18 protein-coding genes are annotated in these 22,025 nt (G+C 72.0%); 13 read left to right on the plus strand and 5 right to left on the minus strand.

What is annotated here, in order from left to right:
- The first annotated feature begins 221 nt into the window (after positions 1-221).
- Positions 222-1,856: an ABC-F family ATP-binding cassette domain-containing protein gene (locus IW248_RS07085; RefSeq protein WP_196926223.1), complete on the plus strand. Its 1,635-nt coding sequence runs from the start codon at positions 222-224 to the stop codon at positions 1,854-1,856.
- Between the two features lie 133 nt (positions 1,857-1,989).
- Here the strand turns inward: IW248_RS07085 and IW248_RS07090 are convergent, their stop codons facing one another.
- The 5 genes from IW248_RS07090 to IW248_RS07110 all read right to left on the minus strand — a co-directional run bounded on the left by IW248_RS07090 (position 1,990) and on the right by IW248_RS07110 (position 7,475).
- Positions 1,990-2,604: a DUF305 domain-containing protein gene (locus tag IW248_RS07090; protein ID WP_196926224.1), complete on the minus strand. Its 615-nt coding sequence runs from the start codon at positions 2,602-2,604 to the stop codon at positions 1,990-1,992.
- Positions 2,605-2,673: 69 nt separating this feature from the next.
- Positions 2,674-3,582: a DUF1996 domain-containing protein gene (locus IW248_RS07095; protein WP_196926225.1), complete on the minus strand. Its 909-nt coding sequence runs from the start codon at positions 3,580-3,582 to the stop codon at positions 2,674-2,676.
- A gap of 234 nt (positions 3,583-3,816) precedes the next feature.
- Positions 3,817-4,476, minus strand: a complete 660-nt coding sequence (locus IW248_RS07100; RefSeq protein WP_196926226.1) for a C39 family peptidase — start codon at positions 4,474-4,476, stop codon at positions 3,817-3,819.
- Positions 4,477-4,928: 452 nt separating this feature from the next.
- A complete protein-coding gene (locus IW248_RS07105) occupies positions 4,929-6,812 on the minus strand; it encodes a Xaa-Pro dipeptidyl-peptidase (protein ID WP_196926227.1) in 1,884 nt (627 codons plus the stop codon).
- Positions 6,813-6,938: 126 nt separating this feature from the next.
- A complete protein-coding gene (locus IW248_RS07110) occupies positions 6,939-7,475 on the minus strand; it encodes a helix-turn-helix domain-containing protein (protein ID WP_124815549.1) in 537 nt (178 codons plus the stop codon).
- Between the two features lie 172 nt (positions 7,476-7,647).
- Between IW248_RS07110 and IW248_RS07115 the strand changes: the two genes are divergently transcribed.
- From IW248_RS07115 to IW248_RS07170, 12 genes are all read left to right on the plus strand, one after another.
- Entirely contained in the window at positions 7,648-9,252 is a 1,605-nt protein-coding gene (locus IW248_RS07115) for an ABC transporter substrate-binding protein (RefSeq protein ID WP_196926228.1), read from the plus strand.
- A gap of 10 nt (positions 9,253-9,262) precedes the next feature.
- Positions 9,263-10,348, plus strand: a complete 1,086-nt coding sequence (locus IW248_RS07120) for an ABC transporter permease (RefSeq protein WP_196926229.1) — start codon at positions 9,263-9,265, stop codon at positions 10,346-10,348.
- Complete coding sequence (locus IW248_RS07125) at positions 10,345-11,244, plus strand: ABC transporter permease (protein ID WP_196926230.1); 900 nt, start codon at positions 10,345-10,347, stop codon at positions 11,242-11,244. The genes IW248_RS07120 and IW248_RS07125 overlap by 4 nt, the downstream gene beginning before the upstream one ends.
- A gap of 1 nt (position 11,245) precedes the next feature.
- Entirely contained in the window at positions 11,246-12,223 is a 978-nt protein-coding gene (locus tag IW248_RS07130) for an ABC transporter ATP-binding protein (protein ID WP_196926231.1), read from the plus strand.
- The gene (locus IW248_RS07135) at positions 12,220-13,197 is read left to right on the plus strand and encodes an ABC transporter ATP-binding protein (RefSeq protein ID WP_307787814.1); all 978 of its coding nucleotides are present in this window, start codon (positions 12,220-12,222) and stop codon (positions 13,195-13,197) included. The genes IW248_RS07130 and IW248_RS07135 overlap by 4 nt, the downstream gene beginning before the upstream one ends.
- An 8-nt stretch (positions 13,198-13,205) precedes the next feature.
- The gene (locus IW248_RS07140) at positions 13,206-14,444 is read left to right on the plus strand and encodes an amidohydrolase family protein (protein ID WP_196926232.1); all 1,239 of its coding nucleotides are present in this window, start codon (positions 13,206-13,208) and stop codon (positions 14,442-14,444) included.
- On the plus strand, positions 14,441-16,084 hold the full coding sequence (locus IW248_RS07145) for a DUF885 domain-containing protein (RefSeq protein WP_196926233.1): 1,644 nt from the start codon (positions 14,441-14,443) through the stop codon (positions 16,082-16,084). The genes IW248_RS07140 and IW248_RS07145 overlap by 4 nt, the downstream gene beginning before the upstream one ends.
- 37 nt (positions 16,085-16,121) lie before the next feature.
- A complete protein-coding gene (locus IW248_RS07150; RefSeq protein ID WP_196926234.1) occupies positions 16,122-16,493 on the plus strand; it encodes a nuclear transport factor 2 family protein in 372 nt (123 codons plus the stop codon).
- Entirely contained in the window at positions 16,490-16,816 is a 327-nt protein-coding gene (locus IW248_RS07155; protein WP_196926235.1) for a TIGR04076 family protein, read from the plus strand. Before IW248_RS07150 ends, IW248_RS07155 begins: the two co-directional genes overlap by 4 nt.
- Entirely contained in the window at positions 16,813-17,805 is a 993-nt protein-coding gene (locus tag IW248_RS07160; protein WP_196926236.1) for an LLM class flavin-dependent oxidoreductase, read from the plus strand. The genes IW248_RS07155 and IW248_RS07160 overlap by 4 nt, the downstream gene beginning before the upstream one ends.
- Positions 17,806-17,906: 101 nt before the next feature.
- The gene (locus IW248_RS07165; RefSeq protein ID WP_196926237.1) at positions 17,907-21,248 is read left to right on the plus strand and encodes a S8 family peptidase; all 3,342 of its coding nucleotides are present in this window, start codon (positions 17,907-17,909) and stop codon (positions 21,246-21,248) included.
- A gap of 129 nt (positions 21,249-21,377) precedes the next feature.
- The gene (locus tag IW248_RS07170; protein ID WP_196926238.1) at positions 21,378-22,025 is read left to right on the plus strand and encodes a DUF998 domain-containing protein; all 648 of its coding nucleotides are present in this window, start codon (positions 21,378-21,380) and stop codon (positions 22,023-22,025) included.

Consider the following 22,025-nt stretch of genomic DNA (forward strand, 5'->3'; position numbering starts at 1 on the left):
CGCGTCAGGATCTGGTCAGCGACCGCCGCGTTATTCTTGCGCCCGAGTTGCCGGAGATCGGAGCAGACGTGGCAGGTGACGACGACATCTCCGGGTGAGCACCCGGACCGGCCGCCGACGGGCGCGTGATCGCGCCGCTGTCGCCGCGGCCTTCGTCGTCATGCCCTGCTCCCACCGTGGTGCCCGTGTGCGCCCCGGATCGTCGTTCTCCGAGGTTCCCCATGTCTGTTCGACCTGCTCTCATCGCCCATGACCTCGTACGGGTCCGTGGCGACCGCCGGGTGCTCGACGGCCTCTCCCTGACCGCCGCGCCCGGCCACCGGATCGGCCTGATCGGTGAGAACGGCACCGGCAAGACGACCCTGCTGCGGGTCCTGGCCGGCGTCGACGTACCCGACTCCGGTGCCGTCACGCGCCCACCGGACGTTGGCTTCCTGCACCAGGAGCTGCCGTTGGCGGCATCCACCACCATCGCCGCCGTCCTCGACGACGCGCTGCGCGAGGCTCGCGCCGACCTCGCCGAGCTGGACCGGATCGGCGTCGCGCTCGCCGACCCGCCGAAGGGCGCCGAGCAGCACGACCGGCTGCTGGCCGCGTACGGCGAGGTGCTGGAGCGGGCGCAGGACCGCGACGCCTGGGACGCCGACCGGCGGGCCCGGACGGTCCTCGACGGCCTCGGCCTCGGAGGGCTGCCCCACGACCGGGCGTTGGGTGCGCTCTCCGGCGGACAACGTGGCCGACTCGCCCTCGCGGCGATGCTGATCCGCCGGCCGAGCGCGCTGCTGCTCGACGAGCCCACCAACCACCTCGACGACGCGGCTGCGGCGTTCTGCGAGGACCAGCTCCGTGCCATGCCCGGGGCGGTAGTGGTGGCCAGTCACGACCGCGCGTTCCTGGACGCGGTCTGCACCGATCTCATCGACCTGGACCCGGCGGTCGACGGGCCGGTCCGTTTCGGCGGCGGCTACACCGCATACCTGACGGCGAAGCGCGCCGAGGCGCAACGGTGGCGTCGGCGCTACGACGACGAGCAGGCGCTCCTCGCCGACCTGCGCGAGGCCGCCGCCGTGACCGGGCACCAGGTCGCCCACGGCCGGGGCCCGCGCGACAGCGAAAAGATGGGGTACGGGCACACCGCCGGCCGCGTCCAGAACCAGATCTCCCGTCGCGTCCGCGACGCCGCCCGTCGACTGGAGACGATCGAGCGCGACCCCGTTCCGGTGCCGTCGGAGCCGTTGCGCTTTCACGTGCCGGTGCTCGCCGTCGGCGACAGCGACGGGGCCATCGTCACGGCGGACCGGCTGGAGGTTCCCGGCCGACTGCGGGTGGCGCACCTGGAGCTCAGGTCCTGCGACCGGCTGTTGGTGACCGGCCCCAACGGCACGGGCAAGTCGACTCTGCTCGCCGTGCTCGCCGGCGAGTTGGCCGGTGCCGGAGCGCTCTGGCGACGACCGGAGCTGCGGGTCGGCCTGCTCGCCCAGGACACCGTCTTCGCGGACGCGCGGCGGACGGCCCGGCAGGTCTTCGACGCGGTCGTCGGCGTAGAGCGGGCCGCTGTCGTACCGCTGTCGTCGCTCGGGCTGCTCGCCGCGGTGGACATCGACCGCCCGGTGGCCGACCTGTCGGTCGGACAGCGCCGCCGGCTCGCCCTCGCGGTGCTCGTCGCCGACCCGCCGGAGCTGCTATTGCTCGACGAGCCCACCAACCACCTCTCGCCGACGCTCTGCGACGAGCTGGAGGAGGCCCTGGGCGCCGGCCCGGGTGCCATCGTCGTCGCCAGCCACGACCGCAGACTCCGTTCCCGCTGGCCAGGCCGAGAGCTCGCCCTCTCCGCTGGTCCGTCCTTCGAGCGGTGAGGAAGAGGTGGTGTCGCGCCACGTCAGGTGCGATGACGGCAACCTGTCGATCAACGGGGGCAGGGGACCGGAGTGCGGGCCGGGACAGTTCGTGGCTGTTTACCGACCCGAGCGCCGGCCGACACCGGTGCGGCTACGCGGAGTCGAGGTGATCGAGGCGTTCGAGGTCCGCCGTGCCGTTGCGGGCCACGGCCGCGGCCAACGCGACGGCCGCCGGCTGGACTCCGCTCTGCTGCTCGGCGGCGGCGACCCGAACCGACTGCGCCAGGTGTGCCCGCAGGTGCCCGGCGAGCAGGCGGTTAAACGGTGTCCCGGTGGCCGACCGCAGCGCGGTCATCTCCGCCGGGGTGACCATGCCCGGCATGTCGTGCCCCTCGTGCGGATTCGTCGTCGGGGCCGCGGCCTCGACCAACAGTCGGTGGGCGCGGTCCAGCTGGGCGCGTTGGGTGGCCGCGAGGTGGGCGGCCGTCCGCCGCCAGGCCGGGTCGGTGGTCCGCGTCGGCACCAGATCGAGGACGGGCAGCAGGCGTTCGGTCATCGCCACCGTCAATTGCAGCCAGGCGATGTCGGTGGGGTTGAACGATCCAGCCGTACCCGTGGGTGTTGGTGCGGTCGTCACCGACGGCGCGGCAGCGGGTGGTGTGGCGGTGCTGGCCGCGTCCCGTGGCCCGGTGCCGCAGCCGGCGACGAGCAGCACGGCGATGAGTGGTACGGCGATGAGCACTGTGGACGCCATGGGCTGGCGCATCCGACCTCCCTTCCCCCAGGGCGGCGGGCCCGGGTGACCGGACCCGCCGCCGAGGTGTGAACCTGTCGCTCAGATCGGTCGGCCGTCGTGACCGCACTTGACCACGGGACGGATGCAGTCCTGGACCCGGCGGGCCAACTCCGCCACGGGCCAGGCGTTGAAGAAGTCACCGTGCATCGTGTAGCCCGGCCCGGAGGCCAGCCGGAACCGCGACGGGTCGCCGGTGACCGGGTACCGCAGCACCTGCCGCAACTTCGGCACGTGCACCGGGTGGGTGCTCGGGCAGGCCTGGTTCACCGGGTACGCCAGGTGGCTCTTGTGATCCGGCGAGTCGAGGTCCCGGCCGTTCCAGCACTGCGGGAAGTCCAGGTACGACTCCAGCATCGTGCCCGACGGGCAGTTGACGAAGTCCTTCGACGGCGGCACGTGCCCGGCGTGCAGGCAGGACCAGCGGGCGATGCTGTCGTTCGGCCCGGCGGCCTTCGCGTTGCCGGCGACGAGCCGCAACCCCTGCGGGAACGGCTGGGTGTTCGCGACGACGTCGGCGCGTACGCCCTCGCCCAGGTAGTAGAACGTGGCGATCGCCGGTTCCACAGCGACGTTGTCCTGGTACAGGGTCGGCACCCAGTACGACGAGACGTCCACCCGCGGGTTGCAGGTGGTCGGCGAGTTGACCAGGTCGGGAAGGGTGGTCCTGGCGTTCGTCACCGTGCTGCCGAAGAAGCTGTGCATGTGCGACGCCCCCGGCAGCCCGGGGAAGACGATCGGGTCGTCCGGCAGCCGGTGGCTGTAGGTGCAGTCGGCGGGGAACTCGGCGACCCGGATGACGTTGACGCCGAAGTCGGCGCCGGCTTGGGCGGCGTCGGCCCGGTTGGTGGTCGACACCAGGTACGTGCCGAGTAGCACCAGCAGCGCGCCGATCGCCGTGGCGAGGCGCAGTCGGCGGGGGGTGCCGGAGAGGGGTGCGGCCCTGTCCATCGTGACTCCTGTCGGGGGACGGGTCAGGGACAGCTCCGGGGCCGCCGCCGAAGGCAATCGGAGCTGTGCCTGGCCAGACTGGGTGGTGGCCGGTTGGGCCGGTGCGAGAGAGCGCTCTCACCGATCCAGCTTCATCCTGAAGTCGACAATTGTCAATACGTGCGGCAGTTGGTGGAAAAGTCGACGAAGGGCCGGACCCCGTGGTGGGGTCCGGCCCTTCGGTGTTGTGCTGGGTCAGCTGGTGGCGTAGCCGCGGGTGGCGATCCAGTCCGCGAGGTGCTCGACGGTGACCTCGTAGGAGGCGGTGTTCGCATCGGCGGAGTCGGCGATCTTCACCACGTTCCCGCCGTCGCGGTAACCCACGACGCTGATGTAGTGCCCGCCCTCGAAGGAGTGCACGCCGCCGTCGGTGTCGACGCTGGTGCCGGCGATGTTCGCGACCACGGCCCGGCCGTCGTCCACGGTCTTGACGATGTCGGCGCGCAGCCGGTCGGTCTGCTTACCGTCAGCGTCGGGGCTGGAGATCTCCACGCTGTGGTAGGCGTCGTTCTTACCGGTCTCCTTGTTCAGCACGGGCGTGATGTCGTTGATGGAGTTGGTGCCGGCCTCGGTGGTGCCCATCTCCTTGGCCATGGCGTCCACGCTGATCTCCTTGCCCTGCACGGACAGGGCGTTACGCGTGGCGGCCGGGCCGCAGTAGTAGAAGTTCGGCTGGGCTTCGTAGCGCACACCGAGCTGACGCTCACCGGCGGGCTTACGGTCGCTCTGCGTCTGGGCGGCCGGCTTGGCATCCGACGCGGCGTACGCGGCGGTCACCGGTCCGGCGATAGCCCCACCGGTGAACGCGAGGCCAGCAGCGGTCAGAGCAGTCTTACGGATCAGATCGGTACGCATGATGGCGTGCTCCTCTGCATCGGGGGAACCCGCACGGCACTCAACGGGGGTCAGTGCGACCGTGCGGGGAAAGTTCGAGGGGTTCTGCCCGGTGACCCGCGAGGGGGGTCGGCGTCGGGACACGGTGTAACCGTTCGCGGTGGCAGGTCATTCCGTCCGCCCGCAGGGGTCGGCGGTTGTGCTGCTCGGCCCCGCGGGGGATGTAACCGGCGCGGCCTGGCGGGTGTTCCCGGCGGGGGCCGGTGCACCGTGACCCAGGCTGTTGCGGTGGTCTGCCAGGTATAACGACCCGGCCCGGCCACCGATTCCGCCGACGGCGTGGCCCCGACCACCCGACACCCGACACCAAACCCGACAAACCCCCCCCACCTCGACGGCGGAACGGTCCCCGACGTGCGGGTGGGGCAGCCCGATCACGTCGGACTGCCCCACCCGGGAGCGCAGGGACCAAATCAGAACCCGAGGACGCCCCGCCCGCCGACCACCGGCAGTCGCAGTTCGCTGTCGTTCGGCGCGACCCGCAGTGCGGTGCCGCCCAGCGGCAGCAGGGTGTACTCCTGGTCGCTGGAGAAGACGACCACGCCGATCCGGTGGCCCGCCGGGAAGATGTAGTCCTTCGGCTCCATGGTCCACCGGTAGTCGTACAGCTTGCCCTGCTTGACCGGCTCGGTGCGTGCGGCGCTCTTGCGGTTCTGCGGGTCCATCCAACCTCGCGTCACCACGGTCGGGGCGGCGGTCGACCCGGCCGGGCCGTAGTCGACCAGGTACGCGGTGAGGTTCGCGTCCGGCTTGTTGTCGATCGCCATCCGCAGTCGCATCTCGGGACGGCCGGAGATGCGTACGCTCTGCGTCAGCTCGGGGGAGGCGTAGGCGAGTCGGTTGGCGCTCGCGGTGTCCGGGTTGGACACCAGGGTGTCCGGGTGGATGGTCCGGCCCTCGTCGACGAAGCTCTGCTCGACCTTGGCCTTCGGCGGCTTGCCCGTGGTGAGCGTGCCCGTGGCGGTGGCGTCGCTGGCGGCGAACCGCAAGCCGACCTCTCGCGCGGCCGGGTCGGGCCAGTTGGCGTACGTGGTGTAGGCGCGGTCTTCGCGCTGGAGCACCGCCGTCGGCTCGTCCATGATGCCGTTGCGGACGTTCCACAGCCAGAAGTCGAACCAGCGGTTCTCGGTCTGCTTGTACGTCCACGTCTGCCCGCTGGGCAGGGTCACCGACGCGCTGCTGCCCGGGCCGCCGTGCCCGCCCTGGTGCAGCCAGATCTTGCGCGGCACGTGGCGCTTGGCGAGCTGGTCCCACCAGCCGGCGAAGTGCTCGGTCTTCACGTTCCAGTCGTTGAGGCCGTGCACGACGAAGACGCTGGCCTTGACGTCGCGGGCGTCGAGGTAATCGCGGTCGCGCCAGAACTTCGAGTAGTCGCCGGTGACCCGGTCCTGCTTCGCGGTGATCTCCGCGAGCTCGTCGACGCAGGGCCCCTCGGCGCGTGCCTGCCCGGCGGTGTACTGGGCCAGGATGTCGAGGTCCTCGCCCTGGAACGTCCCGGGCGCGACCACCAGGCCGTTGGCCCGGTAGTAGTCGTACCAGCTGCTGATCGCGGAGACCGGCACGATGGTCTTGAGTCCCTTGACGCCCGTGGTGGCCACCTGGTTGGGCAGCGTCCCGTTGTAGGAGACACCGGTCATGCCGACCGCGCCGGTGGTCCAGCCGGCGGTGATCGGGGCGCCGTTCGCGTCGTACGCCTTCGCCCGGCCGTTGAGCCAGTCGATGACCGCCTTGGTGCCGAGTGTCTCGGCCTGGTCCCCGCTGGTGGGGCAGCCGTCCGAGTCGCCGGTGCCGACGCTCTGGCCGAGCACCACCGCGTACCCGCGGGGCACGTAGTAGTCGTCCAGCGAGCCGGGCAGGTTGGCCTTCGCCTGTGCGCGCTGTGCACCGGCGTCGAGCGCGCGACGCCCGTTGCGGTCGGTCAGGCCGTTCTGCGGCAGGTCGTCGACCAGCACGCTCGGGTACGGCACGTCACCCCAGGTGCCCTTGCGGTACGGGCTGTGCTCGAAGATGACAGGCACCTTGAAGCCCTGCGTGGCGGTCTCCCGGGGACGGGAGATGTCGATCGCCACCCGGTCGAGTCGACCGTCGTGGTCGGTGTCCACCGGGGTCTGGACGAACACCCGCTCCTCGATCGCGTCGGCGAGCGAGAACACCGGTTGGGTCATGCCGTCGCTGACCACGATGCCGGTGGGCGTGGTGGGCGTGGGCGGAGCCGCAGCCGCTGGTGGGGCTGCGCTGAGGGCCAGAGCGCCGGACACGCCGACGCTCAGGAGTGCCAGATGACGGGGTCGACGCATGCGCGTCTCCCTTCGGTTGGGCTGGTCGCCGGGGGTCGGCAGGGGCCAATCTCGAAGATCCATTCGTCGCCATGCTAGGTCCGCGGCGGCGTCCCGTCGATCCCCTCGGATGTCCACAGGGGTCGGTCAGGGCGTCGGTGGTGTCACCGCGATGATCAGGTGGGCGGGCTGCTCGCTGGCGTTGCGGTAGAGGTGCGCCAGGCGCGAGTCGAAGGTGACCGACTCGCCGGCGGTGAGGGTGTACGACTCACCGCCGATCTCGGCGACGACCTCACCGGTGACGACGATCGCGCACTCGGTCGACGGGTGCGCCCACGGCTCGGCCGAGCTGGCGTCGCCGGGCGCGAGGTGGGCCTGGAGCACCTCCAGGTCGCCCCGACCCGGGGTGAGGCGCTCGTAGGTGATCTGGCCGGGTGGCGCGGCCAGCCGGGTGCGGGCGCCGACGCGGCTGACGTGTACCGGTGGCGCCTCGGGCTCGGAGAAGAGTTCCGCGATCGAGGTGTCGAAGACCTTGGCGAGCTTCCGCAGGGTGGAGAGGCTGGGGTCGGTCGCGCCGTTCTCGATCTGGCTGAGCAGGGCGGGGGACACGTCGGCGGCTGTGGCGAGCTGGCGCAGCGTGAGGGAGTGCTGCTGACGCAGGTCGCGGAGTCGGTCACCGAGCATGTGTCCTCGTTCCAAAACAGTGTGACTGAATCTTGATTGACCAGACTATACGGCCCTGTTTAGGATCCCTGAACATCAGGCGCTGATGTTCAACCTTACTGAACAGGCCATGTCGCGTCGAAGCCTCGCGGATCCCGCACGGCGGGCCGCGCGATACGAAGGTAGGAACAGCATGTCGGTGTCTCCCCGCCGGCTCCTCGCCGGAGCGTCCGCTCTGGCGACGCTGGCCGTCCTCTCCGTCAGCGCCTGTAGCGCCGGCGGCAGTGGTGGAAACGCGAACGGTACGGCCAAAACCCTCACCGTGAACACCTCGTTCGTGCTCAAGACCCTCGACCCCGGCCGGGTCTACGAGGCGACCGGTCTGACCGCCGTGCACGCCCTCTACGACACCCTGCTCACCTTCAAGGGCTCGGACGTGAGTAAGCCGGTCCCCGCGCTGGCCGAGTCGTATCAGGCGTCGCCGGACGCCACGACGTTCACCTTCAAGCTGCGGCAGGGCGTGACGTTCGCCGACGGCAGCCCGCTCTCCGCCGACGACGTCGTCTTCTCGCTCAACCGGCTGAAGAACATCAAGGGCAGCCCAGCGGTCACCGTCAGCGGCCTGACCGTGACCAAGACCGACGACAGCACCGTCGTGGTCGCCTCGGCCACCCCCGACCCGAACATCCCGGTGGTGCTGTCGATGCCGTCGACGGCGGTCCTCAACTCCAAGGTCGCCAAGGAGCACGGCGCCCGCGACGGCGCCGACGCTGCCCAGGGCGACACCGCGCAGCAGTACCTGGACACCAACTCCGTCGGCAGCGGCCCGTACGTGCTGAAGTCCTACGACCCGTCGTCGCAGGTGGTGTTGGAGGCCAACCCGAAGTACTGGGGCACGAAGCCGCAGTTCTCCCGGGTGGTGCTGCGTAACATGGATGTGCAGACCCAGAAGCTGACCATGCAGCGCGCCGAGGCGGCCGAGATCTCCCTGGACATCTCCGGCAAGCTCCTCGACGGACTGCCGGGCAGCCTGCAGACCTCCGGCGTGCAGGACACCGTCTACTTCCTCTTCCTCAACGCCGACCCGGGCGTCTCGGCGGTCACCTCGAACCCGAAGTTCAACCAGGCCCTGCGTGCCGCCATCGACTACCAGGGAATCGCCGCCCTGTACGGCAAGGGCGCCGCCCCCGGCGCCGGGCTGGTCGCGCCCGCCTTCCCGGGCGCGCTGCCGACCGGTGAGGAGTCCAAGCGGGACATGGCGAAGGCCAAGGCGCTGCTCACCGAGGCCGGCCTGACCAACCCGACGGTGAAGTTCACCTACCCGGCCATCACCTACAAGGGTGTGGACCTCGGCACGGTGGCCACCAAGGTGCAGGGCGACGCCGCCGAGGCCGGCATCAAGCTGGAACTCAACCCGCAGCCGCTGACCACCTTCCTCGACGAGATGCGCGGCGGGAAGTCACCTCTCGGATTCACCCCGCAGAGCCTGAACTACCCGGTCGCCGACTCACTGATCAACAACATGGCACCGGGGCAGGCGACCGCGCTGCGCTCCGGCTGGACCGTCGAGCGGGCCGACCCGGCCGTGGTGGCCGCCGGCAAGAAGGTCACCGCGACCCTCGACCTGGCCGGCCGGGCCACCGCCATGCAGGAGTGGCAGCGGCTGATGAACGCGTCCTCGCCGTACCTCGTGCTGGCCAGCAACTCCTCCATCGTCGTGGCGACCACGGACCTGACCGGAGCGGACTACACCGCCGCCGGTTGGCAGGTGGACGTCGCCGCGGTCGGCCGCAAGTAGTCCCGACGACATGACGACAGTCCACGACGGTGAGCCGGGCGCGGTCGCCACGACCGCGTCCCGGCCCCGGGGTGCCCACCCGTTGCTGACCTTCCTGGCCAAGCGGGTGGCGGTCACCGCCGGCCTGCTGCTCGGCGTCACCGTGGTGACGTTCGGTCTGGTCAACGTGGTCCCCGGTGACCCGGTCACCGCCAACCTCTCCGACCAGGCGCTCAACGACCCCGCCGCGGTGGCCGCCTTCCGCGAGAAGTGGGGCCTGGACCAGCCGCTCTGGGCCCAGTACCTGCACTATCTGGGCAACCTGCTGCACGGCGACCTGGGCCACTCCCAGCAGACCGGTCGGGCCGTCCTGGACGACCTGCTGCACTACGTGCCGGCGACCCTGGAGCTGGCCCTCCCGAGCATGGTGCTGGCGCTGCTCATCGGCACCGGGGTCGGCATGCTCGCGGCGGTCCGCAACGGCCGGCTCACCGACCAACTCGTCCGGGTCGGCGCCCTGCTCGGGCTCTCCACCCCGCCGTTCTGGCTGTCCCTGGTGGTGCTCTACGTCTTCTTCTACCAGCTCGGCCTGGCGCCCAGCGGCGGTCGACTCTCCACCGACTTCAGCCCCCCGCCCACCGTCACCGGCATGTACACCGTCGACGGCGCGCTCGCCGGGCAGTGGGACGTCGCCTGGGACGCCGCCCAGCACCTGTCCCTGCCGGTGCTCGTGCTGACCTCGCTGACCGTGGCTATGCTGGTCCGCTTCGTCCGCTCGGCGATGCTCGAGGTGCTCCAGCAGGACTACATCCGGGCCGCGTACGCCAAGGGTCTGCCGACCCGGGTGGTGCTGCGCCGGCACCTGCTGCGCGCCGGCCTCGTCCCGGTGGTCACCGTCTCCGGCCTGGCGTTCGCCTCGCTGCTCTCCGGCACGGTGCTGGTGGAGAGCATCTTCGGCTGGCCCGGCGTCGGCCAGTACGCCTACCGCAGCGCCACGGCGCTGGACCTGCCCGCGATCCTCGGCGTCAGCCTGTTCGTGGCACTCGTCTACACCCTGGTCAACCTGACCGTCGACCTGCTGTACGGGCTCATCGATCCGAGGATCCGGTTGTCATGACGACACTTGCAGACCCGAAGGCGGAGCGGGCCCTGGGCCGACGCCGCTGGCTCGGCCGACTGCGCGGTGGCTCGGCCAGTCGACCGGTCTGGCGTCAGCCGATCACGGTGGTGGCGTTGACCATCCTCGGTGGATGGTTGCTGCTGGCGTTGCTCGCCGACGTTCTCGCACCGTACGACCCGCTGGCGCAGAGCGCCGACGCGTACGCGTCGCCGTCCGGGGCGCACTGGTTCGGCACCGACTCCCTCGGCCGGGACATCCTCAGCCGGGTCATCCACGGCGCCCGCCTGTCCATTCCGTTGGCCCTGGCCATCGTCTCGCTGGCCCTGCTGGTCGGCGGGCTGCTCGGGCTGGTCGCCGGATACGTCGGCCGGTTCGTCGACGAGGCGCTGATGCGCCTGACCGACCTGGTGTTCGCGTTCCCGCAGATCATCCTGGCCATGGCGGTGACGGCGGCGTTCGGCCCGAACACCCGCAACGCCGTGCTGGCCCTGGTCATCGTCTCCTGGCCGGTCTACGCCCGGGTCATCCGCAGCGCCGTGCTGAGCATGCGCGGCGACGACTACCTCAACGCCGCCCGCCTGCTCGGCGTCGGACCGATCCGGGCGTTGCGCCGCGACGTGCTGCCCAACAGCATCGGCCCGGCGATCGTGCTGGCCACCCTGGAGCTGGGCAACGCGGTGTTGCTGCTCGCCGCACTGTCGTTCCTCGGCTTGGGCCCGCGCCCACCGGCCGCCGAGTGGGGCTCGATGGTGGCCCTCGGCGCGCAGGACCTGTCGATGTGGTGGGTCAGCGTGTTCCCCGGCCTCGCCATCCTCACCGTGGTGATGGCCTTCAACGTGCTCGGCGACGCGCTGCGCGACCGGCTCGACCCCCGCTACACGAAGGGACGCTGAGGTGGCACCGCTGCTCGACGTCGACTCCCTGGCCGTCACCCTGCCCTCACCGCGTGGCCCGCTGCCGATCCTGCACGACGTGTCGTTGACAGTCGACGAGGGGGAACTGGTCGGCATCGCGGGGGAGAGCGGCTGCGGCAAGAGCCTCACCGCGCAGACCCTGCTCGGGTTGCTGCCCCCGGGGGCAGCGGTCACCGGCTCGGCCCGGTACGCCGGCACCGAACTGCTGGGTCTGGACGCCCGGGGCTGGCAGCGGGTCCGTGGCGCCGGCATCGCCATGGTCTTCCAGGACCCGAGCGCGGCCCTGCACCCGATGCTCACGGTTGGGCGGCAGCTCACCGAGCACATGCGGGTGCACCTGCGGATGGACCGTCGAGCTGCCGGCCGCCGCGCTGTGGAACTGCTCGACCAGGTTCGCATCCCGGACCCGGAGCGGGCGCTGCGCGCGTACCCACATCAGTTCTCCGGCGGAATGCGGCAGCGGGTGGCCATCGCCATCGCGCTGGCCGCCCGGCCCCGACTGCTGATCGCCGACGAACCGACGACCGCCCTCGACGTCACAGTGCAGGCCGGCATCCTCGCCCTGCTGGAACGGCTGCGCGCCGAGACCGGGCTGGCCGTCGCGTTCATCACCCACGACCTCGGGGTGCTCAGCGCCCTCACCACCCGTGGCTACATCTTCTACGCCGGGAGGGTCGTCGAGACCGGCCCGACGGGCAGCCTGCTCACCGCCCCCACCCACCCGTACACGGCCGCGTTGCTCGGCGCCCGACCGCACGGCACCCAGACCGGCGGGACGCTGCGGCCCATCCCGGGCGCCCCGCCGGCACCCGGCGAGGCGCCGCCGGGCTGCCCGTTCCAACCCCGCTGCGGGTACGCCGAACCGTCCTGCGGCGAGGCCCCGCCCCCGCTCACCCCCGCCGGAGCCGACCGGTCGGTGGCCTGCGTGGTCCGTCCGCACCTGGAGGTGGCCGCGTGAACACCACAACGCCCGCGCGACTGTCCTTCACCGACGTCGAGGTCGAGTACCGATCCCGAGGGCGTGGCCGGGTGCGGGCCGTCGCCGGGGTCAGCCTGGAGGTGTCGCCCGGCCAGATCGTCGGCCTGGTCGGCGAGTCCGGGTGCGGCAAGTCCACCCTCGCCCGCGTCGCGGTCGGGCTCAGCGCGCCGAGCGCCGGCACCGTCGAGTACGCCGGCCGACCGGTCACCCCGCTGGGCTGGCGGCCCCGCTCCGGAGCCGAGGTCGGCCTCCAGATGGTCTTCCAGAACCCGTACGCCTCGCTGAACCCCCGGCGCACCATCGGCTCCCAACTCCTCGACGGCGTGCCGGCCGCGCTCACCGGGTCGGCCCGCCGAGCCCGGGTGCACGAGCTGCTCGAACGGGTGGCCATGCCGGCCAGCGCCGCCCAGCGGTATCCGCACCAGTTCTCCGGCGGTCAGCGGCAGCGCCTGGCGATCGCCCGCGCGCTCGCCCCGGAACCCCGGATGATCATCGCGGACGAGCCGGTGACCGCGCTGGACGCCTCGTCCCAGGCCCAGGTGGTCAACCTGCTCGTCGGGCTGGTCCGCGACCTCGACATGGGCATGCTCTTCATCTCCCACGACCTGGCGCTGGTGCACGAGATCGCCGATGTGACCGCCGTGATGTACCTGGGCCGGATCGTCGAGGCCGCACCCACCCGCGAGCTGTGGCGCGAGCCCCGACACCCGTACACCCGGGCGTTGATCGACGCGGTGCCGCAGATCGGGCCCACCCCGCGCCTGCCCGCCATCCTCGCCGGGGAGGTGCCCGACCCGGCCAACGCGCCCACCGGGTGCCGTTTCCGGCCACGCTGCCCGCACGCGTTCGCGCCCTGCGGGGAGCAGCCGCCCACAGTCGACCTGGGCGGCCGCAGCGTCGCCTGTTGGCTCACCGACTCCGCGACGGCCCCGACCGTCGCGCGCTCACTCTGAGGACACCCATGCGCAAGCCCACCGAACAGGTCCTGGTCAACCTCGCCCTCTACGACGGTGTCCAGGACGCCCTCCAACCGGATCGCGGCATCTGGATCGACGCCGACGGGATGATCCGTGCCGTCGGTCAGGTCGACGACGTCCTCGCCGAAGCCGGCGCCGTCCGGGTGGTCGACCTGGGCGGCGAGCACGTCATGCCGGGTCTGACCAACATGCACGTCCACCTCTCGCTGGGGCTGCCCGGCCACCTCGCCGACACGGTGCACGGCGCCAACCTGGCCGAACTGGTGCTGCTGATGGCCGACTCGGCCCGGCGCACCCTGCACTCCGGTGTCACCACCGCCCGCCTCGTCGGGGAAAGCCGGTACGCGGACTTCGCCCTGCGCAGGGGGATCGAGGCCGGCGCGGTCGACGGCCCGCGCATCTTCACCGCGGGGCACGCGCTCTGCTGCACCGGCGGGCACGGCTGGGAGGCTGACGCCCTGGAGGCCGACGGCGCGGACGGGTTCCGTCGCGCCACCCGCGAACAGCTCCGCGCCGGCGCCGACCTGATCAAGGTCTGCATCTCCGGTGGAATCGCCGGCCAGCACGAGGCGATCGACACCCCGCAACTGCTCGACGACGAGATGGCCGCGGTCATCCGCGTCGCGCACGACTGGGGGCGCAAGGTCACCGCGCACGCCGGCCCGGCCGACTCGGTCCGCCGTGCCGTGGAGTTGGGCCTCGACTGCGTCGAGCACGGGTACGAGCTGACCGACGACGTCACCCGACTGATGGCCGAGCGGGGTGTCTGGTACGTGCCGACGATCGTGGTGAGCCGCTGCGAGCAGTTCTTCCGCGACTCCGGGGTGCCGGGCTGGCTGATGGACCGGGCACTCGCCGCCGGCCCCCGGCACTGGGAGAGCCTCCAGCACGCCATCCGCAACGGCGTGCCGATCGCCCTGGGCAGCGACATGCCCCCGCACGCCGGCTACGACGAGACCACCGCGACTGTCCGCGAACTGGAGTTCATGGTGGACGCGGGGATGCCCGTAGCGGACGCGCTCAAGGCCGCCACCACCCGCCCGGCGCAGTGGCTGGGTCGTGCCGACAGCCTCGGCGCCGTCGAGGCCGGCAAGCACGCGGACCTGCTGGTGCTGCGCGACGACCCGACCCGCTCGGTCTCCGCGTTGCGCACCCTGCACGCGGTGCTGAAGGGCGGGGTGGCGTACCGCGACGACCACGGCCGGCTCGGCGTACCGCGATGACCAGCATCACCGAGGTCGCCGACGGGTACCTCGACGCGCTCGCCGAGCTGGACCCGCAGGCGGCCGAGGCGGCGGGGCGTACACCGGGGTCGCACGTCCCGGATCTCTCGCCGGAGGGGTTCGACGCCCGCGCCGAGCTGGCCCGACGCGCCGCGACGGCCGCCGCCGCGGCGACCACCCACGGCCCCGGTGAGCGATCCCTGGCCGACGCCCTGCTCGACCGGCTGGCCAGTGAGGTCGACCTGTACGACGCGGGCTTCACCACCCGACTGCTCGCCCCACTGGCCACGCCGGTGCACCTGCTCCGGCAGCTCTTCGACAACCTGCCCCGACACACCGAGGACGACTGGGCGGTGGTCGCCGACCACCTGCACCAGGTGCCCGACGCCCTCGACCGGTACGCCGCGACGCTGCGCCGCTCGGCGCAGCAAGGACAACTGGTCGCCCGCCGCCAGGTGCTGGTGGTCGCCGACCAGTGCACCTCCTGGACCACCGCCGACTTCTACGGGCGGTTGGTCGACGGCTGTCCCGACGGCCCGCTCGCCGCTCGGCTGCGCCGGGGCGCGCGGCTGGCGACCGCCGCCACCACCGGTTTCGCCGCGTTCCTCCGCGCCGAGCTGGCACCCGCCGCGTCCGAGGCGGACGGTGTCGGCGGCGACCTGTACCGGGTCACCGCCCGCAGTTTCCTCGGCGCGACAGTCGACCTCGACGAGGTGTACGCGTACGGCTGGGCGGAGTTGACCCGCACCGCCGCCGAGCTGCGGGCCGTCGCGGGCGAGCTGGGCCACTCGCGGGTGGCCGCCGCGCGGGCGGCCCTGGACGCCGACCCGGCCGGTCGGGTGGCGGCCGGGCCTGCCCTGGAGGAGTGGCTGCGCCGGTGCACCGAGCAGCTGACCGATGCCCTCGACGGCACCCACTTCGACATCCCGTCCGCCACCCGCCGGGTGGTGTGCCGGATCAGCCCCGCTACGTCCGGGGTCATGTACTACACACCTCCCGACCCGGCGTTGACGCGTCCCGGCGCGATCTGGTGGTCGGTGCCCACCGGCGAGTCGACGGTGCCGGTGTGGCGGCACGTCGGCACGCTCTGCCACGAAGGGCTGCCCGGCCACCACCTCCAGCACGCCGTCACCCTCACCACCGCCGCCCTGCACCCGTGGCAGCGCACCCTCTGCCAGGTGCACGGGTACGCGGAAGGGTGGGCGCACTACGCCGAGCGCCTCGCCGACGAGATCGGCCTGTACGCCGGCCCGGCCGAGCGGCTCGGCATGCTCGACGGCCAGATGTGGCGGGCCGCCCGGGTGGTCATCGACCTGGGTCTGCACCTCGGGCTGCCGATCCCGGCCGGCAACGGTTTCACCGAGGAGCGCCGCTGGACGCCCGCGCTCGCGGTGGACGTCCTCACCCGCGTCGCCGGCCTGGACGCCGAGACCGCGCGTTTCGAGGTCGACAGGTATCTCGGCTGGCCGGCGCAGGCCCTGGCCTTCAAGGTCGGCGCGCGGCTGTGGCAGCAGGCCCGCCGGGACGCCGAGCGCCGCGAGGGTCCGGCCTTCGACCGGAAACGCTTCCACCACACCGCGTTGGCGCTCGGACCCATGGGACTGGATCCGCTCCGCGCCCGCCTGGCCGACCTGCCCTGACCCCCGAAGCGCCGTACCCGATCGGAAGTGACAGCCGATGAGCGATGAGCTCCGCACCACCATCACCGACCTGTACCGGTCCCTCGGCGACCGGCAGGCCTTCGACGCGCACCTGCACCCCGACCTGACGTTCTGGGAGTCCGACGCCGATGGCCTGCTGTCCGGCCTGCCTGCGCTCGACGACCTGCGGGACCGGCGGGCGACCCGGGCGACCGGGTCGGCGCCGATCTCGGTGGCGCCGGAACACCTGCGTGCCGATGCCTGGGGCGACACCGGTCTGGTCCGCTACGTGCTGCGGGCCCGCTTCGCCGACACCCGGCCGGACGAGTGTTTCCGGGTGACCGACGTGCTGCGCCGCGAGGACGGCTCCTGGCGCATCGTGCACCACCACGCGGAGGCAGTGCGATGAGCGCAGGGGAACCCACCACCGACCTGTACGACCTGCGGGTCGTGGTGGAGCGGATCGACGGCCGCTCGGTGTGCGGCCTGAAACCGGGCGACCACATCGACCTGACCGGCTCCAACCGGCTCACCATCCCCGCCGGGGGGCACTTCTGCCTCTACGCCCTGGCGGCGTGCCTGCCGTTGCTGCCGGCGAAGCAGCGGGCGCTGGCCGAGGGCGACTGGATGGCCCGGGACAGCCACGTCGCCTGCCCGGACCCGGACGAGCGGCTCATCATGCGCATCGAGCGGACCGGCCTTCAGCGCATCCCCACCGAGGAGCTGACGTGAGCGCTGGGCTGGTCGGCATCGGCCTACAGTCCGACAAGTCCGCCGACGAGTACGCGGAGCTGGCCGAACTGACCGAGCGGCACGGCTTTGACGTGCTGTCGGTCTTCGGTGACCTGATGTACCAACCGCCGATCTTTCCGCTGCTGGTGGCGGCCCGGCACACCCGGCGGATCCGCCTGGGCGCGGCGTGCCTCAACCCGTTCACCATGCACCCGGTGGAGGTGGCCGGTCAGGTGGCCGCACTGGACCTGGCCTCGCGGGGGCGGGCCTACCTGGGCCTGGCCCGGGGCACCTGGCTCAACGAGATCGGCGTGCCGCAGGTCCGTCCGATCCGGCGCATCGTCGAGACGGTCGCCGTCGTACGGCTGCTGCTCGCCGGCGACGACGGCGGTTTCCAGGGTGGGGAGTTCACTGTCGCCCCGGGCACATCACTGCGGTACACACCGGCCCGTGCCGATGTGCCGGTCCTCGTCGGCACCTGGGGGCGGCAGACCGCCCGGGCAGCGGCGGGCTTCGCCGGCGAGGTCAAGGTCGGCGGGTCGGCAAACCCGGCGATGGCCCGGATGATGCGCGCCTGGCTGGACGACACGGCGGTCGCGGACCGGGACTGTACGGGTGTCGTGCTCGGCGCGGTCACCGTCGTCGACGAGGACGGTGCGCTGGCGCGCCGGGTGGCCCGCCGGGAGGTGGCCATGTACCTGGCGGTGGTCGCCGCCCTCGACCCGACGATCGAGGTGGACCCGGAGCTGCTGGCCCGCATCAAGCAGCACGTCGGCCGTCGGGAGGACGACCTCGCCGGCGCGCTGATCGGCGACGACCTGCTCGATCTGTTCGCCTTCTCCGGCACGCCCGAGCACGTCGCGGGGCAGGCGGCGGCGGTGTTCGACGCCGGTGCGAGCCGGGTGGAGTTCGGCACCCCGCACGGGTTGACGCCGCACGGCGGCATCGACCTGCTCGGCCGGCGGGTGCTCCCACTGTTACGGGCGTGAAAACCTCCTCGGCGAAGGCTCCCGGTAGATCGTTCACCTGCATATGATCTTGCCGGAGTCGCCCGAAGAGGCGGGTTCGTCCACATTAGACGAGGAGCAACATGCTCAGGAAAACGCGGTGGCTGTTGGCCGTCGCCGTCACGGCCACGACACTGACCGCCCTACCGGGCGGCGCTGCCACGGCCGGCCCCAACGGCATCGGTAAGACCGGCTCACCCGCAGCCGTGGCCGACGGGAAGACGCACACCGTCACCCTGCTCACCGGGGACGTGGTGACCGTACGGGACACCGGATCGGGGTGCCCACAGGCCACTGTGCGACCGGCCGACGAGAACGCGGTGATCAGCCAAAGCTGTGGCCCCGACGGTCACCTGCACGTCATCCCCGCCCGCGTCGCGTCCCAGATCGGCCCGGTCCTGGACCCCGACCTGTTCGACGTCACCACGCTGATCGCCGACGGCTACGACGACGACAACTCCGCCGAGCTGCCGCTCATCGTGCAGCCGGCCACCGCGTCCGCCCGGGTGGCCGCGCTCGGTGACGTGCTGTCGCTGCCCAGCATCGGTGCGGTCGCCGGCCGCGTACCCAAGAAGAGCCCGGCCACCGCGAAGCTCGCCACCAACTCGTTGCTCGCCGGTGCGAAGAAGGTCTGGCTCGACCGCAAGGTCCGGGCCACCGCCCTGACCGGCGGTGGGCGACCCGCCGGCCTGGACCGCAACCTCGGCCAGATCGCCGCGCCGGACGCCTGGAAGGCCGGCTACACCGGCAAGGGCGTCCGGGTCGCGGTGCTCGACACCGGCGCCGACTTCACCCACCCGGACCTGGTCGGCCGGGTCGCCGAGCGGGCCGACTTCACCGTCGAGGGCGGCGACGCCGTCGACCACAACGGCCACGGTACGCACGTCGCCTCGACCATCGCCGGCACCGGCGCGGCCGCCCACGGTCAGCGTCGCGGCGTGGCGCCGGACGCCAAGCTGGTGATCGGCAAGGTCCTCGACGACAACGGCTACGGCGACGACTCCGGCATCATCGCCGCCATGGAGTGGGCCGCCACCCGGGCCGACGTCATCAACATGAGCCTCGGTGGCAGCGACCCGGACGACGGCACCGACCCGCTGTCGCTCGCCGTCGACGGGCTGAGCAAGTCCACCGGCGCGCTGTTCGTCATCGCCGCCGGCAACAGCGGCGCCGCCATCTCCTCACCGGGCTCGGCCGCCAGCGCGTTGACCGTCGGCGCTGTCGACCGGAACGACGAGCTCGCCGACTTCTCCAGCCGTGGGCCGCTGGTCACCAGCAACGTGGCCAAGCCGGAGGTGGTCGCCCCCGGTGTCGACATCGTCGCCGCTCGGGCCGCCGGCACCAACCTCCAGGACCCGATCGACAGGTACTACGAGGCGATCAGCGGCACCTCGATGGCCAGCCCGCACGTGGCGGGCGCCGCCGCGCTGCTCGCCCAGCGCCACCCGGACTGGACCGGTGAGCGGCTCAAGGCCGCCCTCGTCGGCGCCGCCGACCCGCTCGCCGGCATCGACCCGTACGCCGTCGGCGCCGGCCGGCTCAACGCGGCCCGGGCCCTCGGCGGCCCGACCAGCGACCAGCCGGTGGTCAACCTCGGCACCTTCGCCTACCCGCAGTCCGGGACCAGCGAGACGAAGCTGAGCTGGACCGGTGAGTCGACGGCAGTTCTCGACCTCCACGTGTCGATCGTCAACCACGACGGCCAGCCGGTGCCGCGCGGCGCGGCGTCGCTCTCGACGAGCCGACTGACGCTCAAGCACGGCAGCACCGCCGCGGCGACCCTCCGGATCAACCGTGCCGCGCTGGCCGCCCGACCGGGCTTCTACCTGGCCACCGTCACCGCCCGCACCGGCCGCACGCTGGTCTCGACGACGCCGGTGAGCTTCTACGTCGAGCAGCCCAGCCACGATCTGACGATTCAGACGAAGCCACTGCCGGGCCTGAAGGACGGCGCGGAGAGCTGGATCAACCTGATGGTCACCAACCTCACCGACCCGCTGATCTACTACGGCGGTGCGGGCGGTACGCCCGGTGACACCTTCACGCTGCGGGTGCCGGCCGGTCGATACGCGATCCTCGGCTCCTCCGTCGCCTACTACGTCGACAGTGACGTACTGGAGACGACACTCGCCGCCGAGGCCGACCTGGACGTGCGGGGTGCCCGGAGCGTGACGCTCGACCCGGCGCGGGCCAGGCCGGTGACGGCTACTGTCGACGGGGTGCCCACCACGCCCACCCGGACTGACTTCACAAACGTCCAGACCGCGGCGAACGGCCTGTCCTGGTGGCACCAGATCAGCGGGTACGGGACCAAGACGACGGTCCGCACCACCGCACTGGCGAAGCCCACCGTCGGCTCCCGGCGCACCTGGGCGGCAGTCAACCTGGACTCGCCGGCCGGCACCGCCAAGCCGTACCGCTACAACCTGGTGCACGAGTACGCGGGTGGCGTACCGGCCGACCCCGCCTTCCGCGTGAACAAGGCCGAGCAGGCGAAGCTGGCCCGGATCGACGAGCGGTTCCACCAGACGGACTCGCCGGAGATGTTCACCCAGCTGATCCGTACCGGCACGACCCGCGACGGGGTGTGGGTGACCCAGACCCACGAGGGGAACCTGCCGCCGTACCGGACCGACTACCTCTCGCCCGACATCCTCTGGGCCGACCAGGGCGGCTACGGCGGGCTGGCCGCGGACGAGGCACCCCGCAGCTACCGGCCGGGTAGCCGGCAGAGCAAGATCTGGGCGCGTCAGCCCCTGCACTCCGACTGGTACGACGACCCGGCCGGTGCCGACTGGAGCTGCGCCACCGCGCCGTCGCGGACCCGGGGCAACCTGCACCTCGACCTGGTGTCGCTGACCGACCAGCACCAGCGGGCCGACTGCCTGCAGGGCGAGGCGATCGGCGTGAAGCGCAAGCTGTCGCTGTACCGCAACGGCAAGCTGGTCGACGAGCGGTCCGGCCCGTTCGGCGACTTCACCGTCCCGCAGTCGATGGCCGACTACCGGGTGACCCTCGACGTCGACACGAGCCTGATCCTGCCGATCTCGACGAAGGTCAACACCTCGTGGACGTTCCGGTCCGCCGGCCCGGACGGGACCGGGAGCGTGCCGTTGCCGCTGCTCGCTGTCGACTACGCCCTGCCGATGGACCACGACAACCACCCGGTCGACGGCACCGCCGAGCTGGCCGTCCGGCAGGCGCACGGCGTGAAGACGCAGAAGGTGACGTCGTTCCAGGTCTGGACCTCGACGGACGACGGTGCCACCTGGAAGTCGGCCCGGGTCACCGGCAGCGGAGACAGCTACCGGGTCGCGCTGCCGAAGGCCACCTCCGGGCAGGCCGTCTCGCTGCGGGTGAAGGCCGCCGCCAACGGCGGTAGCGGAATCGACCAGACCATCATCCGGGCGTACCACGCCGGCTGACCGTCGACACTGTGGTGCGGCCCGGCCCCGGCCGGGTCGCACCACCGTTTTTTGTGTCGCGGTGTCGATCGGGGCCCGTCTCGTTCGTCGTGACGGTGAACCGTGACGCCGACACCGAGAGGCACGCTCATGACGTCCGTCGTCGAGACACCGCTGCGCCGAACCCGTTTCCTGCTGGGCTGCGGCACGGTCGCCGGCCTTCTCTTCCCCGTCCTGTCGTTCGGGCAGGCGTTCACCCGGTCCGGATTCGAGCTGCGCCGGCACGCGGTCAGCTCACTCACCCTCGGCGACCTCGGCTGGTTGCAGGTCATCGCGTTCGCGGGCACCGGCGTGCTGGCCGTCGCCTTCGCGGTGGGCCTGTGGCAGGCGCTTCGACCGGGACGGGCCGGCACTGTGGTGCCGGTGCTGGTCGGCGTGTACGGGGTGGCGATGGTCGGCGGCGGGATCTTCGTGCCCGACCCGGCGCTCGGCTGGCCACCCGGCGCCCCGGCGGGGCTGCCCGAGCAGGCCAGCACCGGCAGCATCCTGCACACGGTGTGCGGCGCGGCGGCGTTCCTGTCACTGATCGCGGCCGGCCTGCTGCTCGCTCGACGGTTCGCCGGCCAGGGGGACCGCAACTGGGCGCTCTACAGCGCCACCAGCGGTGCCGTCGCGTTCGTGCTCACCGCCCTGCCATGGAGCGAGGGGAGTGCGAGCATCCGCTTCGCCGTCGGAGCGGTGCTCATCTCGGGGTGGCTCGTCGCGCTCTCCTGGCGGGCGCGCGACGAGGTGGCCTGA

It is taken from the genome of Micromonospora ureilytica, from assembly GCF_015751765.1.
Classification (GTDB): domain Bacteria; phylum Actinomycetota; class Actinomycetes; order Mycobacteriales; family Micromonosporaceae; genus Micromonospora; species Micromonospora ureilytica.